Raw genomic sequence first — 15438 nt, forward strand, 5'->3', positions numbered from 1 at the left:
GTGAGTGAGGCGCTATTGGACCCCGCCGCTTCAGGCCTGTTGCCGGATGCAGAGTCGCTGAACGGTCCGCCCGGTGTCGTGCTGGCCATCGCCGATGGAGAGCATCTGAGTCTGGCGGCGGCGGGTGTGGAAGATGTGGATTCCGGTGTCTTCGTGACCACCGCGCACACGCAAGACATCGCGTCGGTAAGCAAGGTGCTGACGACGCTGGCGGTTCTCGAACTGATCAGACGGGGTGGTCTGACACTCGACGCGAGTCTCGGCCGGGTATTGGGTATGCGCAGCGGAAGATATTCCGACGCGACGGTCGAAGATCTCCTACGTCACCGAGCCGGACTTCGCCAGTGGTGGCCGTTGTACCTGGAGTCGACCGCTGCAGACGATCCCATCGGCACGGCGCTTGCCCTGTCGCCGTGCGCTCCTCGGGATGTCGAACGGTGCTACTCGGACCTCGGCATGATGGTTCTCGGCGAGGTCATCGAAAGAATTTCGGGCACTCCGTTCGTCGCGGCCGTGACAGAGCTCGTCCTTGCCCCCGTGGGTGCTGTGACGGTGACGCCCGGGCATCCGGCAGAACACCTGCCGGCGCTGTCCGGCCCAGAAGGCGATGCGATCGAGCGTGAGATGGTGCGGAGCGGTGAGCCATATCCTGTCGGTCTGAACGGAGCCGAATTTGCCTGGCGCACTACGCGGGTAATTCGCGACACGGCAGATGGCAATGCTTTCCATGCCTTTGGAGGAACCGCGGGTCATGCTGGCTGGTTCTCCGACGTCTCGGGTCTCCTGCGGCTTGCGTCTGCGCTGACAAAAACCGGGATGACCGGGGTGGATTCGGCGACGCGGCGCGCGATGTGGACCACCCGAGACTCAGGCCAGGGGCTCGGCGTACGCCGATATTCGATCATGTGGCGGGGCAAAAGACGAGACCTGCTGGGTCACCCGGGTTTTACGGGTGCATTCGTCGGCGCTTCGCCAGCTGTGGCCGGTGAACCGGAACTGCGTATGGCCCTCCTTGCGAACCGCCTGCACGGCGCGCCCCCGCCCTCGCGTCACCGACTCGTCGCTGTAGACGCTCTGTGGCGGAGGGCCTTGTCCGCCGCCGATTCCATTCTCAATCCCATCACGAGCGGAAATTGATCATGACCAAGCAACTACTTTCAGTGCGCGACCTGCACGTGGTGTTCGCCACCCCGGCGGGTGAGTTCGAAGCTGTCAAAGGAGTGTCCTTCGATGTGGCACCGGGCGAAACGGTGGCGATCGTCGGCGAGTCCGGGTCTGGCAAATCGACGATCGCCTCGAGCATCAATCGTCTGCTCGCAGAAAACGGCCGTATCTCAGCCGGAACCATCACCTTCGACGGCGACGAGCTGACGCGCCTGCCCGAAAGAGACATGCGAGCGCTGCGGGGCGCAGGCATCGGCCTGGTCCCCCAAGACCCGATGTCGAACCTCAACCCCGTGCACACCGTCGGTTCACAGATTGCGGAGGCCCTGCACGTGCATGGCCGGGGTGGCACAGACAAGGGCAGGAGCCGCGCACTCGATCTGCTCGAGATGGTCGGCATCTCCGATCCCGCCCAACGATTCGACCAGTATCCCCACGAGTTCTCGGGCGGCATGCGGCAGCGAGTCCTCATCGCCATTGGTCTGGCCTGTAGACCAACACTGTTGATCGCTGATGAGCCGACGAGCGCATTAGACGTCACCGTGCAGCGACGCATCCTCGACCGCCTCGGTGAGCTCACGTCTGAATTCGGCACAGCCGTCGTCTTGATCACGCACGACCTCGCGCTCGCCGCCGAACGCGCCGATCGCGTTCTCGTCATGTTTCGCGGAGAGATCGTGGAAGAGGGCCCCGCCCGAGAGATCCTCGAACGGCCTCAGCACGAATACACTCGTCGCCTGGTCGCGGCCGTGCCGAGTCTCGTCTCGACTGCGCTTGTCTCGGCCGACGATGCCAACAACGAGCATTCTGAGCCGCTGGCAGTTATCGAGGGCGTCGGGCGCAGCTACAAGCTGCGCGGGGCCTCCCGAGGCTCCGACTTCTGGGCCGCCCGTGACGTGTCGTTCACTATCCCCCGCGGGCGTACCGTCGCAATCGTCGGGGAATCCGGATCCGGTAAATCCACTACAGCCAAGATGCTTCTCGGCCTCGAACCCCTCACCGAGGGCCGGATTCTTTTCGCGGAACAAGATCTATCGACCCTGCGGCGCCGAGAACTTTTCGGTATGCGTCGGCGTGTGCAGCCAGTTTTTCAGAACCCGTTCGCATCGCTGGATCCGCGCTACTCGGTTGCCGCCTCGATCTCGGAACCACTGCGCGTGCACCGGGTAGGGCAACGACAGGCACGGCACCGGCGGGTGCTGCAACTTCTTGACCACGTCGCGCTCCCGGCGACGATCGCAGACCGGTATCCACACGAGCTCTCGGGTGGTCAGCGTCAACGCGTCGCAATCGCTCGTGCCTTGGCACTCGAGCCCGAGCTCGTGGTGCTCGACGAGGCCGTGTCTGCGCTGGACGTGCTGGTGCAGGCGCAAATCCTCGACCTCCTTGTTCAACTCCAGCGTGATCTCGGGCTCAGTTATCTGTTCATCAGTCACGATTTGGCAGTCGTCAAGATGATCGCTCACCACGTGTACGTGATGCAGGGCGGGCGGGTCATCGAGTCGGGTACTCCGGCGCAGATCTTTTCGACGCCGAGCGAGCCGTACACGCAGGAACTGCTCGCGGCCATCCCTGGTTCATCGCTCGCCCAGAGCTGAGTTCGTCGGACTCAAACGGCCGAATGAGAGAGAAGAGAGCGCATGCAGGTCATAATCGTCGCGAATGCCGATGCTGTCGGGCGCATCGCGAGCGCAAAGATCGCTGCCATTGTCGGGGCTGATCCCACAGCCGTCATCGGATTGGCGACAGGATCGAGCCCCAGTGACACCTATCGAGCACTTCATGGTCGGGTGACGAAGGGAGAGATCTCGTTCGCCGGGGCGACGGGATTTGCGCTCGACGAGTATGTCGGCATCTCCGTGAGTGACCCCCAGTCGTACGCGAGCGTGATCACGCGCGACGTCGTCGACCCACTCGGATTCGATCCTGTTCGTGTTCACGTACCAGACGGGCGAGCTGTGGACTTGGCCGCAGCTGCCGAGGCGTACGAGGCGGCGATCAAGGCGGCCGGTGGGATCGATGTGCAGATTCTCGGTATCGGCAGCAACGGACACATCGGGTTCAACGAGCCGACGTCGTCATTCGCCTCCCGAACACGAGTCAAGACGCTGGCGCCTCGGACCCGCGAAGACAATGCACGCTTTTTTCGGTCTCTCGACGAGGTGCCCATCCATTGCATCACTCAGGGGCTCGGCACGATTTTGGAAGCGAGAGAATTAGTCCTCGTCGCGCACGGAGAGTCGAAGGCGAACGCCATCGCCGACTCCGTCGAGGGACCTGTGACGTCTTTTGTGCCCGGTTCTGCTTTGCAACTGCATCGTCACGCGACGGTCATCGTCGACGAGGCGGCTGCGTCGCGTCTGCGATTGGCTGACTACTACCGCTACGTCACCCTGAATGAGCCACAGAAATGAAGGTTCCCATTTCGTTAGGGAGACTCGCTCCGGCAGTGATCGAGGCTGTGGCTGAGACCTCGCGCATCCGCACGCGGGCGATCGATCGAGCCGCTTACGCGGGTGACGCGTCGCACTACCTACTCACTCCCGAGGCGGTCATCGTCGCGGAATCGGCCGAGGAGGTCGCGCGAATCCTCGTCGCAGCATCCCGCTCCCGAACGGCCGTCACCTTCCGATCCGGTGGCACGAGCCTCTCGGGCCAGTCTTCCAGCTCGGGCGTGCTCATCGACGTTCGACAGCGTTTTCGACGCATCGACGTTCTCGACGGCGGAAAACGAGTACGCGTGCAGCCGGGAGCGACCGTCGCGCAGGTCAATGCTCGCTTGCGCCGACACGCGCGCCGTCTAGGCCCTGACCCGGCCAGCGAAGTCGCGTGCACGATCGGCGGCGTCGTGGCGAACAACTCGAGCGGTATGGCATGTGGCATCGACGAGAACACCTACCAAACACTCGAATCTATGGTGATCGTCCTCCCTTCGGGAACCGTCATCGATACGGCGGCCTCGGAGGCGAACGCGCAATTGCGGACAATGGAGCCGGCGCTTTTCGCGGGGCTCGAACGGCTCCGCCGAAGGGTGCGAGGCAACCCGCAATCCGTCGAATTGATCCGGCGACAGTTCGCCCTCAAGAACACCATGGGATACGGCGTCAACGCCTTCCTCGACTTCGAGTCACCGATCGACGTACTGCAGCATCTGATCATCGGTTCCGAAGGAACGCTTGCTTTCGTCGCCGAGGCGACCTTCCATACGGTGCCCGTATGGCCTCTTGCCTCGACGGCACTGGCACTGTTTCCCTCGCTCGACGCCGCAACGCGGTCCCTCCCCGCCCTCGTCGACTCCGGGGCGGCAACGCTCGAGCTCATGGATGCCACATCACTGGCGATCGGGCAACGCCTCGTGGGGGCGCCCGATCAGATTCGCGGATTCACGCCGGTGAAGCATGCCGCGCTCCTTGTGGAGTACCGCGCACTCGACGCTGAGGAGCTGTCCGATGCTGCGGAACGGGGCTCACGAGTGTTGTCTGCCCTGTCGCTGCACGCACCGGCGGAGTTTCAAACCGACCCCTCGGCTCGGCAGCGGGCGTGGTCGTTGAGAAAGGGTCTTTATGCGTCGGTCGCTGGTGCTCGACCAAGTGGAACGACAGCGCTTCTCGAGGACATCGTCGTGCCGACTGCGTCGCTGGCCGACACCTGCGCGGGGCTGCAGACGCTCTTCGAGCGGCACGAATACCGCAATTCGGTCATCTTCGGCCACGCAAAAGACGGCAATATCCATTTCATGCTCACGGATCGCTTCGAAGGTGATGCTGCGCTGTCACGATACCTCGACTTCACCGAGGGCATGGTGGACCTGGTTCTTAACGCCGGCGGAAATCTCAAGGCCGAGCACGGAACGGGGCGTGCAATGGCTCCGTATGTGCGCCGTCAATATGGTGACGAGCTCTACGACGTGATGCTCGAGCTCAAACGCCTCTGCGATCCTTTCGACGTCATGAATCCGGGCGTCCTGATCGACGAGGATGTCGCTGCGCACGTTCGGGGGATAAAGCTGCAGCCGACGGTCGAGCCGGAGGTCGACCGCTGCGTCGAGTGCGGATACTGCGAGCCTGCCTGCCCGAGCCGTGACATTACCCTGACCCCGCGGCAGCGGATCGTCGTACGTCGGGCGGCAGTGACGGCGCGCGCCCGGGGTGACGAATCTCTCGCTGAAGAGCTCGAGAAGGACTTCGAGTATGAGGGCGTCGAGACCTGTGCGGTCGACGGCATGTGTCAGACGGCTTGCCCTGTCGGAATCAACACCGGCGACCTCATCAAGCGACTCCGCAGAGAGAAGGCCGATCCGGCGGCCGCCGCCGGATGGCGCGCCGCCGCTACCGCCTGGGCGCCCGTGACGCGGGCGGGCTCCCTTGCTCTGTCGGTTGCCACGGTCCTTCCGGTTTCCGTGGTTCGCGGAGCGACCCGTGTGGGCAGGGCAGTGCTCGGAGCGGAACACGTACCTCAGTACTCCCAGGAGTTGCCCGGCGGCGGAACATCCCGAGCTTCTCTGGGACGCGTCGTCGGGGGAGGCGACGACGAGCCGATCGGAGTTTACGTGCCGGCTTGTGTCAACAGCATGTTCGGCGCATCGGGCGAGGGCACGGGAGTGAGTGCGGCTTTCGTGCGTCTGTTGGAGCGAGCAGGGGTTCGCCTCATCGTGCCCGACGGTATCGAGGGAGTCTGTTGCGGTACGCCGTGGTCATCGAAGGGTTTTGCTCGAGGGGCCGAGGTGAATCGCAGCCGCACAGTCAGACGGATCGGTGCGGCCGTCGCCGAGAAGGGCCTGGTGGTCGTGAGTGATGCGTCGAGCTGCACCGAGGGTTTCGCCCGACTCCTCGCCGACGAGGGCCTCGCCGTTGAAGATGCGGTGGCATTCGCGGTGCGTGAAATTCTGCCGCGTGTGCCGCTCGGTGATCGGGTGAGTGACCTCGTCCTCCACCCCACGTGCTCGTCCAAACAGATGGGTCTCGACCCCGATCTGCAGGTTCTTGGCGGAGCCGTGGCTGATCGCGTGCACATTCCAGACGATTGGGGTTGCTGTGCTTTCGCGGGTGACCGAGGCATGCTGCATCCCGAACTCACCGCGTCTGCGACTGCTTCGGAAGCGGCAGAGGTGGCCGAAATCAATGGTGATGCGCATGCGTCGTGCAATCGAACGTGTGAACTGGGCATGACGCGCGCCACCGGAAGGGAGTACCGGCACGTGCTGGAGCTTCTCGCCGACTCCGTCGAGGCAGCAATGCAGACTGAAGTCGATCGCTCGGAATGAAGCTGGGTTTCCTCTCTCTCGTCCACCCCGCGCGTGAGCTGCGGGCCTCCGCAGGCCATGCCAAGGCGCGCGGCGGCAGTCGACGGGGCGACGGGTAGCTACGCTGAGGCGGTGCCCGACCTCGATCACCACAACGACCCCTTGAGGGTCATCCCCGTGCTCGAAGCCGAGCTGCGGCCGCTCGCCCGCGAGTTGCTCGGGGCGGGTTTCATGGTCGTGGAGGCCTGGGGTCCGGTGCAGATGGCCGTCGCGAGTCTTCTGCTCGAGCGGGATGAGACCCGCGTGCTGTTCGACGCCGAGCGTGGGATGACATCCGTGATTCTGACCCGTGGTAAACGGAGGGTCTGGCTGGGCGCAGCCGTCGCCGCCTGGGCTCGCAGCCCGGCGGCAGACAGCCGGCCTCATGCCGCCGGCCTCACACCATGGCCGCTGATCAGCACGTTCTCGTGGGATTTTAGGGTGTACCGCCGTGAGGGGCTGGCGCAGCTGGCGACGTACGGCTTGGCCGTCTGCGAGTGGTTCTGCGAGGCCGATCTGGGCGCGATCGATGCCGTCGAATCAGAGACCCGAGCGCTCGATGCCTGGTCTCCCCCTCACACCAGAAACACGCCCGCAGTGACGCCCGAGCTGGTGGCCGCACGCTACCGGGACGCCCTCGATCGCTACTTTGGGGGTTTTGCAGGCCGATAGCCGGTGAGCGGCCGGGTGTGTCGACGGCGTCGAGGGTTCACATGAGCGCACACGCGCTCGGCGCGGCCGGCAGCTTCCCTTGCTCGGCACGGATTCGTCCGGACCGCTCGGCGCCGGACTCTTGGCGTCGGGAGTTCTCGGCGAGAACATCCGGCTGATTCAGGCGGGTCTGTAGACGGGCGCTGATAGCGTCGGCCGTGTTGACCATCGAGAGAACGGATGCGCGATGCCCCTCTCCTCCACGAGCTGCTCTGGCGGTGTCGTCTCCCTGGCCTGGTCGCTCGAGGCGCCGCCCGAACGTGTGTGGTCGGCGTGGACCGACCCGGCGTTGCTCTCCCAATGGCTGGGAGCGGCGGTCGAGTGCGACATCAGGGAGGGTGGCCTTCTCGTGGTGGACCACGGTGAGGACACCCTGTCTCGAAGCGACATTCTCGAAGCTGCGGAACCGCATCGACTGCAGCTGACGTGGGAGTTTCCGAACGAGGCGTCCTCACGGCTGTCCATCACTCTCGAGAGCGCAAACGACGGCACGCGGTTGCACCTCGTTCACTCGCACCTCGGCTCTCTCGAGAGGTCGTACGAGGCAGGGTGGATGACTCATCTGACGTTTCTCGAAGCCGCCGTCGAGGGTGACCCGCTGCCGATCTCGCAGTTCTGGAAACTGCACGACACGTTCCGCGCGCTGACAGCTGTCGACTCCGTTTAGTTCGCGACGGCGGCGACGCTCTGATTGGCACAATAGACACGTGCCGCACCGTCAGTCCGCTCCGCAGAACGAGCCGCACGAGAAGGTGTGCGCATCCTGCGGTCGGCCGATGCAGTGGCGAGCGAAGTGGGCCCAGAACTGGGCCGAGGTGAAGTACTGCTCCGACGCCTGTCGGCGTCGTGGTGTTAACGAGACCGACCGGCGGCTCGAGGCCACCATCGTGAGACTCGTGTGTGAGGGCCGGGATGCACCCGTCACCCCGGAGCTCGCGGCACGAACCGCGGCGCCCGATGACTGGCAGCCGCTCTACGAACCCGCCCGCCGCGCGGCCCGTCGGCTCGCGCACCGCGGCGAGGTCGACATCGTTCAGAACGGACGTGCCATCGACCCGGGCTCGGTGCGCGGGCCGTTCACGATTCGAGCGGCTCTGCGCCGGTAGTCGATCACCGTGCCGGATGCCGTGAGGGCTCCTCGAAGTCGCTTGCGCTGAGGAGTAATCTCGCTCGCATGTGCAGGAACATTCGAGTACTCCACAATTTCGAACCTCCGACCAACGACGACGAGGTGCGCGAGGCCGCGCTGCAGTTCGTGCGCAAGGTCAGCGGATCCACCCACCCCTCCCGGGCGAACACCGAGGCATTCGAGCGGGCCATCGACGAGATCGCGGATGCGACGCGGCGACTGCTCGATGGCCTGGTGACAAACGCCCCTCCGAAGAGCCGCGAGCTCGAGGCGGTGAAGGGGCGCGAGCGACACGAGAAACGCATGGAACGGGAGGTGCGCATCCGCACGGCGACTGGCTAGCCGGAGGTCGTCATCGTCATCCGCGTGCTCGGACCACGTCGAGACGTTGCTCGACACTCGTCGCGACTACTTCTTTTCGTACACGTCGAACTGGGTGACCGTCGGTGCGCCCAGCTTCTTGCCCGTGGTTCTCAGCTCGCAAATCCAGTCTCGAAATAGTTTGGGACCCTTCGAAGGGAACGTTGTCGACGTGCCACTGACCCAGTACATGCCGAATTCTGCGTCCTCACGTGGTGCGCGCACAACGACGTCAAAAACCTCCGAGTAGTAGCCATGATCGTCGGTGACATCGGCGAAAGACAGCGTGTTCTGCGCGCACAGCACGACGGCTTCCTCGTAGGGCCCCTCGTAGAGAATCCGACTCGGCGGGTCGAGATCCATCACATCCGAGCAGCCGGCGGGTCCGACCACTAGTCCGGAAACCAACGTGAGCGCTGCGCCTATGCGAATTCGCCGTACCATCGGAGTTCCAATCGGTAGGCAGTAGGTCGGCTCATGCTGGCCTGAACCCTACGGGCCTGTCAACTCGACGTCGGTCTGGCTTCGTCCATGTCGGTGTCGTCCGGGTCGCCATCGAAGCGTCGCCGATTATCCACGATGGTGTGCTGGTGCTCGCTCACCCAGTCGCCCATCGTGAGGGCCACCTCTTGGAGGGACCGGCCGAGAGCGGTGAGCTCGTACTCGACCCGCGGCGGCACCTCCGCGTAGACCGTCCGCGCCACGAGACCATCGCGCTCGAGCGCGCGCAGGGTGACCGTGAGCATCCGGCGCGAAATGCCCGGGATGGTCTCGCAGAGTTCGGTGAACCGGCGTCGCTCGTTGCCAAGTACCCCGATGACCAACAGGGTCCACTTGTCTCCGATGCGAGAGAGCAGCGACCGAAAGATCTCGGGATCCTGGCTCGTGCACAGCTCGGCCATGGTCGGCATGGTCTCAGAGAGTCGTGCCTGCAGGGCGTCGACGGCCGTGTGCTGTGCCATTCGCTCTCTTTCGGTTACCGCCGGGTAACGGGGGATCGTTTGCGGTAACGGGAGCCCAGCGTGCAGAGTTACCAATCGTAACTATAAGCCCGGTCGCCGACCGGGAATCGATCACAAGGAGTGTTATGTCACTGTTCCGCCTGGATGCCAGTATCCGTACCGAGGGTTCCACCAGCCGTGCGCTCGGCGACATCGTCGAGGCAGAGTGGAGTGCCAACCACCCGGATTCCGCCATCACCCGTCGGCACATCGGCACCGAACCGCTGCCCGCAACCGCCTGGTCCGACGCCGTCGCTGCATCGATGACGCCCGAGTCCGAGCGCACTGCCGAACAGTCGGCCGCGGCTGACTTGGCACGCGAGTTGACCGACGAGCTGGTCGGGGCCGACGCTCTGCTGTTCGCGGTGCCGCTGTACAACTTCGGGGTCTCGCAGCACTTCAAGTCGTATGTCGACCTCGTGCTGACCGACCCACGCATGGCACCCGGCGCCACTCCGGCGACCAAGGACAAGCCGGCGGTGCTCGTGACGGTGCAGGGCGGCAACTACTCCGCCGGCACACCCAAAGAGGGATGGGACCATGCCACCGCCTGGATGCGGCGCATTCTCGAAGACGTCTGGCTGCTCGACGTCGAGGTCGTGACGCGCGAGTTCACTCTCGTCGGTGTGAACCCCGCCCTCGACCAGTTCACCGAGATGGCTGACGAACTGAAGCAGCTCGCCGAAGACCAGGCCGCCCAACACGGACGCTCGCTCGCCCGTGCGCTCGAGCAGCGGGCTGCCTAACCGGTCTTTGCGCGCACGGTGAGGGTTCTCCCAGACGATCTCGCAACACTGGGTCGGGTTTGCTCAAGGTACGCCATTCACTCGGCGTCGTCTGGAGGACCTCATCATCACCACGCCCGCCCCCGTTTGTCGCGCTCAAGCGCTGCCGTCGCTGACGGGTCTTCGCTGGCTCGCAGCTCTGGTGGTCTTCGCCTACCACGTGCGAAATGCCAACCTATTCAGCGGTGACGCGCAATCGGCTATGACGAGCATCTTCGGAGCCGGCGCCATTGGGGTCTCGTTGTTCTTCGTCTTGTCAGGCTTCGTTCTGTCGTGGTCGCACAAGCCGAACCAGTCGGCGCGGAGCTTCTGGTGGCACAGGTTCGCGCGCATCTACCCCCTCCATGTCGTAGCGCTCGCGGCGGCGTTGCTGCTGTCGGCCACGGTGCTTCCGCAGATAGCGACAGGCGATCCGTGGGCACTGTTCGCGAATGCCACGCTCACGAGCGCCTGGAACATTGACTGGTGGCAGGCGGGCAATCCCGTGAGCTGGTCGCTGGTCTGTGAGGCCTTCTTCTATCTGGCGTTCCCGCTGATCATCGTCGGGGTGCGCGCACTGAGCCGCAGGGCGCTCATCTCTGCTGCCCTGTCGACCGCGCTTCTTGTGCTTGCCACGTCTCCGCTTGTCTCCGTGCTGGTGCCGCAGATCTCGCCGAACAGCTCGCCCATCGTGCGACTGCCCGAGTTCGTGCTTGGCGTTGTGCTGGCGCAGCTCATGGCCACGAAGGCGTGGCGCGGACCTCGCCTCGTGCCCGCCCTACTGGTGACCATTGCCGGGTATGCCGCAGCTCAGAGCTTTCCCGACAGCCCGCTGCGCATCGCCAGCTTCACCATCATCGGGTTCTGCATGCTGATCGCCGCGCTTGCCCGCGCCGACCAAGAGGGCCGGCCCACCATTCTCGCCGCGCGACCACTCACGATTCTGGGAACCCTCTCGTTCCCCTTCTACCTGGTGCACCTGCTGATCATTCAGAGCTTTGTCGCGCTCGTACCGGGCGCTCATCAGAACCCCAGCGCCATCGTCTCGGTCGTTCACGTGATCGGGGCGCTGGCCATCGCGCTGGCTGCAGCAGCGCTGCTGCACCGGCTGGTCGAGATCCCGGGTCGCAGGCTTCTGCTGAGCCGGATGCGGCGGGGCCGCGCGGCTGAGCCGTCGCCCGCCCGGCCCGCCGACCCGAGTCGGCGCCGCGCATCCGAAGTGCCGGTCAGCTAGAGGGCCGACGTGTCGGCCGATGCCGGTTACCGGATGCGGTTTACGAGCGGGTCGATGACCGCCCAGGTCGCTTCCGGCGCCTCGAGGTGAGGAAGGTGACCTGCCTCGGCGACGACGGCGAACTCCGCGCCGGGAATGGCGCGGGCGACAGCCTGGCCATAGGCGGGCGTGACGATGCGGTCGCTGGCGCCGAACACAACGAGCGTGGGCACGGTGATCGCGCCGAGGCGCTCAAGGAGTGTCGCGTCGCTCATGCCGCGCCCCGCGATCGCAGCCATGGTCTTGCCGTTGGACTGCTGGATCGCGCGCTGTTCGTCGGTGAACGCCGCCGGGTCTCTGTATCCGAGCTCGGGGTTGTGCCAGGCGGCCTCGGCGAGTTGGTTGGCGTCGAGCGCGAAGAAGTCCGCGACGGGCTCGCCCTCGACGACAGCGCCTACGCCGTCGATATCGATCACGGCGCCGACCAGGCCGACGTAACGCTCGTCGGCAGCGCACTGGATCGCCATCTCGAGTGCGATCCAGCCGCCGATCGACGACCCGACCACCACGACGTCGCGCTCGCCGCGCTCCAGAAGGCTGTCGAGGTAGGCGGTCGCGAGCTGGGCGACGGATGCGATGTCGTCGGGCCTGCTCGTGCCGTTCCATCCTGGGTGCGTCGGGGCCAGAACATGCATGGTCGCGGCGAGGTGGCGTGCGATCGGCGCGACGGTCTGGGGTCCGCCGCCGCCGTGCAGCACCAACGCGGTGCGCGCATCCGGATTGCCGGACTCGACGACGAGCGTGTTTTGGGGGAGCGAGGGAGTCATCCTATGCCTATCTAAACATGATTATATACTGGTATTGATACGCTAACACGATGACGACGAATCTGGAATCGCTGGGGCAGGCGATAAAGCAGGCGCAGTACCGCAATCACCGCACGATGGATGCCGCCCTGCGCGAGGTCGGGGTGAGCCTGGTGCAGTGGGACGCACTGCGCGCCATCGACCGCATGCCCAGCGCATCCGGACACGATCTGGCGGTTGCGACATTTCAGAGCGACCAGGCGTTCGGCACACTGGCGAACCGACTCGTCGACCGAGGGCTCATCTCGCGCGCCGCAGGTCGCGGGCGGCGCATCGAACACGCCCTCACTGACTCTGGTCGGGAGGCACTGCGAGAAGGACACCGCGTCGCCACGCACGTGCTCGAAGACCTCTTCGCCCCGCTCGATGAGGAGCAGCGGTCGACGCTCGAGCGGGTTCTTCGAAGGCTCGTGCAAGAGCCGTAGATCCGGAAGCCAGAGGCCTCCACCAAACCCGGCTCGGCTTGTCAGCTCAACGTCTCTGGTTGCGCGGGTGCTCCTTGGCGACTCTCTCGTTGCCAAGCTTGTAGTTCCCCGTGATGCGCGCCATGAACTGCTGAGGCTCGTGCTCTACATCGGACAGAAACTGCCTGGCGGCGGCCCCTCGCAGGGTGACGGCGCGGCGTCCATGATGGCTGATCACGACGTCGCCGCGAACTAACACGTACGTGAAGCCGTCGGGTCGATTGGACATGGAACTCAGCATGCCCGACGCTGTGACAGAGCTTCAAGGCCGTTTCAGTGGATGCGGCGCGCCGGCATTTGTGCGGGGTTCTGATGGCCGGGGACTGGTTGTAGGGAAGAGAGCAGGTTCTCCCCGGTGTGGTCACCTCGCAACAGTTCGACGCCGTGAGTGTCACGATGATGGCGGTTGGGCCCGGATATCGGTGCACTCTGCGATAACGCTGAGAGCGTCGGAGATACTTCGTGTCGGCGCCTGGATCTCGATAGTCGAGCCGCTGAATGATTCTGGATGAAGCGCATCTAAAAAGGTCGGCGCAACTGTGAAGTTCACGTTGCGGGCGGGCTCTATGCCTGATGTTTAACGCGTCCGTCATTCATCATTCATCCCGCCTCGAGGTCGGGGCGTCCCATTTGATACTCGCGATTATGCCGATTTCGGACACCCGTAATCAACAAACCTCCGCATTGTCCGTTCGTCCGCGACCGAGCATTGCGCAGAATGGATGTCCAGTAGATCTGCCATCAAACTGGCCTAATCACATCCCGGACGTCCCAAATTTTCATTGCAGCGGCCAGTCCTGACCTGAACCGTGGACCACCGCCGTAGCTTGGATGACGCACCGACACGGCCCGATCAGAGGGCCTGGATATAGCGGCATCCCGGACGCTGACTCCGAGGAGGCCTTCAACGGCGTTTGCGGCGCTTCGGCCAACACAGACGATTTTCCTGCGCTGTACCGCGAGATCGAGTAGGTCCGTCGAACTTATTAGTTCCGAGCGCGTCGGGGTGCGGTTGCTAGCGGGTGCACCCGGCTTGAACGGGTGGAGGGGAAATGCATTCCACAACAAAACCCTGTGATGTATGCGAAGTTCGTCCAGGACAGCTTGCACAACAGTGGCGCTCGCCTCTGTGGTTCCTGGCAGCCCGACGTCGGTGGGCGACGTGAATGGAATCCCGGATTGTCGGGCGCCACGCCAGCCTGCCGCCTCACCCACCAGGATGAGGTCTGTGCCTTCGACCCGCTCGTAGAAAGCTTGAAAGGCAGCCCGTCGTTGTCCGGCAGTAGTCACGAAGGGAGAATAAGTGTCGCTGTCGTCCTGATAAAAATTGCAGGCGTTCGGTCCGGCGGAGAAGGCCACGGTCGCCGTCAGCAGATCATTCATAAACGGGGCAGTCTGCCCTCCAACTGTGCAATGAGTTGATCCTGCCCGTCAGGGGAAAGTAGGTCCACATCGGCCGGGACGCGGACGACGTCAGATCGGTCCCAGGCGGAGATGAACTCTTCGAAGGTTTCGAGTATGGTCTGCAGGCGGTCAAAATCAACGGTTTCACCCGCCCGTCCGCGAGATGTGACGCGCGAAAGGAGCTGCTCAGTGCTCATCTCTCGGTAGATGAGCAGGTCTGGGTTTAGGTAGCCCTGTTCGTAGGTCTGCGCAACTTCGGTGAGCAGTCCCATTTCTCGTGGTTGCAGGTACCCGGCCTTGACCGCTGCCTGACTGTAGACGCCGTGGTGTTCGAAAGGGGTGCGGTCTTCGAGAACGATCGCCGACTCGCTTCCGGACAAAAGGCGTCTCAACTCCTCGTGCCGGCGGGCGGACGCGGCGAGAAAGTGCAGCTGGCTGTGAAACATCCATCGTTCTGGGTTCTGCTGTGCATCCGTGAAGAAGGGGTTATCGACCTCAATTTGACCTTCAAGGAGGGTGGTGGTCGACCAGTGATCGCTGATGACGTTTGCCAAGGTTGTGGCACCCGCCGCGACAGCACCAGTGGTAACGACGTACTGGGTGCTCAAGCGACAGCCCGGCTGTGGAGATGGATACTGTGTGGCTGTCCGAACCACCCGTGGGGCTGGTGCAGCCACCGCCGGATCTCCGATTCGAGCTCGTAAGAAGCGCCAAAAGTAATGACACTTCCCCCGGCATCGAGGATGAGCCCTTCGGCAAAGCGAGAACCGGGTTCACCAGGCCGTTTCAGACCGAGGACTTTTCGGTGCGATGCGGCGGCGAGGGCGAGTTCCGCGCCGACTCCGGTCGATGGCAGGCCGATGTGGGCGATAACGGCGTCGGCGGCGCTGAGGGCAGCGAGGTCCGACGCGAACACGGACGACGCGGATAAGGATCGAGCCTGAATTGGGTCGGTGAAATGGTGCGGGACGTAGGCCTCGCATCCCGCTCCTTCGACGATGGCAGCTATCTCGTCGTAGAAGCGGCGGGCGACATCAATGTCCCGGGCACCCTGCAATGGACCGGAAATGTAGATTCTCAT

Annotated in this window: 18 protein-coding genes; 11 read left to right on the plus strand and 7 right to left on the minus strand. The window is 64.1% G+C overall.

The annotated features are described in order from the left end of the window. From ASF79_RS15765 to ASF79_RS15800, 8 genes are all read left to right on the plus strand, one after another. Positions 1-1137: a serine hydrolase domain-containing protein gene (locus ASF79_RS15765; protein WP_162239099.1), complete on the plus strand. Its 1137-nt coding sequence runs from the start codon at positions 1-3 to the stop codon at positions 1135-1137. A gap of 2 nt (positions 1138-1139) precedes the next feature. Continuing rightward, positions 1140-2762, plus strand: a complete 1623-nt coding sequence (locus ASF79_RS15770; protein WP_055856781.1) for an ABC transporter ATP-binding protein — start codon at positions 1140-1142, stop codon at positions 2760-2762. 42 nt (positions 2763-2804) lie between these two features. Next, complete coding sequence (gene nagB / locus ASF79_RS15775; RefSeq protein WP_055856784.1) at positions 2805-3578, plus strand: glucosamine-6-phosphate deaminase; 774 nt, start codon at positions 2805-2807, stop codon at positions 3576-3578. Then, complete coding sequence (locus tag ASF79_RS15780) at positions 3575-6427, plus strand: FAD-binding and (Fe-S)-binding domain-containing protein (protein ID WP_055856788.1); 2853 nt, start codon at positions 3575-3577, stop codon at positions 6425-6427. Before nagB ends, ASF79_RS15780 begins: the two co-directional genes overlap by 4 nt. Before the next feature lie 111 nt (positions 6428-6538). Next, the gene (locus ASF79_RS15785; RefSeq protein ID WP_156366300.1) at positions 6539-7117 is read left to right on the plus strand and encodes a hypothetical protein; all 579 of its coding nucleotides are present in this window, start codon (positions 6539-6541) and stop codon (positions 7115-7117) included. Between the two features lie 226 nt (positions 7118-7343). Beyond that, the gene (locus tag ASF79_RS15790) at positions 7344-7823 is read left to right on the plus strand and encodes an SRPBCC domain-containing protein (RefSeq protein WP_055856795.1); all 480 of its coding nucleotides are present in this window, start codon (positions 7344-7346) and stop codon (positions 7821-7823) included. A 40-nt stretch (positions 7824-7863) separates the two neighbouring features. Continuing rightward, complete coding sequence (locus ASF79_RS15795) at positions 7864-8262, plus strand: DUF2256 and DUF3253 domain-containing protein (protein ID WP_082495986.1); 399 nt, start codon at positions 7864-7866, stop codon at positions 8260-8262. Between the two features lie 68 nt (positions 8263-8330). After that, positions 8331-8627: a DUF2277 domain-containing protein gene (locus tag ASF79_RS15800; RefSeq protein ID WP_055856803.1), complete on the plus strand. Its 297-nt coding sequence runs from the start codon at positions 8331-8333 to the stop codon at positions 8625-8627. Positions 8628-8693: 66 nt separating this feature from the next. Here the strand turns inward: ASF79_RS15800 and ASF79_RS15805 are convergent, their stop codons facing one another. Beyond that, positions 8694-9038 carry a hypothetical protein gene (locus tag ASF79_RS15805; RefSeq protein WP_162239100.1) on the minus strand — a complete coding sequence of 115 codons (345 nt, stop codon included), beginning with the start codon at positions 9036-9038 and terminating at the stop codon, positions 8694-8696. A 110-nt stretch (positions 9039-9148) separates the two neighbouring features. After that, positions 9149-9607 (minus strand): winged helix-turn-helix transcriptional regulator, encoded by a 459-nt coding sequence (locus ASF79_RS15810; protein WP_442853865.1) that lies wholly within the window; start codon positions 9605-9607, stop codon positions 9149-9151. Between the two features lie 125 nt (positions 9608-9732). Here ASF79_RS15810 and ASF79_RS15815 point away from each other — a divergent pair, with 125 nt between their 5' ends. Both ASF79_RS15815 and ASF79_RS15820 read left to right on the plus strand, forming a co-directional pair. After that, positions 9733-10392, plus strand: a complete 660-nt coding sequence (locus ASF79_RS15815; protein ID WP_055856809.1) for an FMN-dependent NADH-azoreductase — start codon at positions 9733-9735, stop codon at positions 10390-10392. 151 nt (positions 10393-10543) lie between these two features. Beyond that, a complete protein-coding gene (locus ASF79_RS15820; protein ID WP_268751154.1) occupies positions 10544-11644 on the plus strand; it encodes an acyltransferase family protein in 1101 nt (366 codons plus the stop codon). Between the two features lie 26 nt (positions 11645-11670). Here the strand turns inward: ASF79_RS15820 and ASF79_RS15825 are convergent, their stop codons facing one another. Further along, positions 11671-12450: an alpha/beta fold hydrolase gene (locus ASF79_RS15825; RefSeq protein WP_055856816.1), complete on the minus strand. Its 780-nt coding sequence runs from the start codon at positions 12448-12450 to the stop codon at positions 11671-11673. 50 nt (positions 12451-12500) lie between these two features. On the opposite strand from ASF79_RS15825, the gene ASF79_RS15830 reads away from it, so the two are divergent. Continuing rightward, entirely contained in the window at positions 12501-12914 is a 414-nt protein-coding gene (locus ASF79_RS15830) for a MarR family winged helix-turn-helix transcriptional regulator (protein ID WP_055856823.1), read from the plus strand. Positions 12915-12960: 46 nt separating this feature from the next. Here ASF79_RS15830 and ASF79_RS15835 read toward each other — a convergent pair whose 3' ends face one another. From ASF79_RS15835 to ASF79_RS15845, 4 genes are all read right to left on the minus strand, one after another. Beyond that, positions 12961-13182, minus strand: a complete 222-nt coding sequence (locus tag ASF79_RS15835) for a hypothetical protein (protein ID WP_055857277.1) — start codon at positions 13180-13182, stop codon at positions 12961-12963. 512 nt (positions 13183-13694) lie between these two features. Next, positions 13695-14336 carry a uracil-DNA glycosylase gene (locus tag ASF79_RS17900; RefSeq protein WP_082495988.1) on the minus strand — a complete coding sequence of 214 codons (642 nt, stop codon included), beginning with the start codon at positions 14334-14336 and terminating at the stop codon, positions 13695-13697. Next, positions 14333-14965, minus strand: a complete 633-nt coding sequence (locus ASF79_RS15840; RefSeq protein WP_162239101.1) for a deoxynucleoside kinase — start codon at positions 14963-14965, stop codon at positions 14333-14335. Before ASF79_RS15840 ends, ASF79_RS17900 begins: the two co-directional genes overlap by 4 nt. Then, positions 14962-15438, minus strand: a complete 477-nt coding sequence (locus tag ASF79_RS15845; RefSeq protein WP_055856830.1) for a nucleoside 2-deoxyribosyltransferase — start codon at positions 15436-15438, stop codon at positions 14962-14964. The genes ASF79_RS15840 and ASF79_RS15845 overlap by 4 nt, the downstream gene beginning before the upstream one ends.

It is taken from the genome of Agreia sp. Leaf335, assembly GCF_001423605.1.
Classification (GTDB): Bacteria; Actinomycetota; Actinomycetes; order Actinomycetales; family Microbacteriaceae; genus Agreia.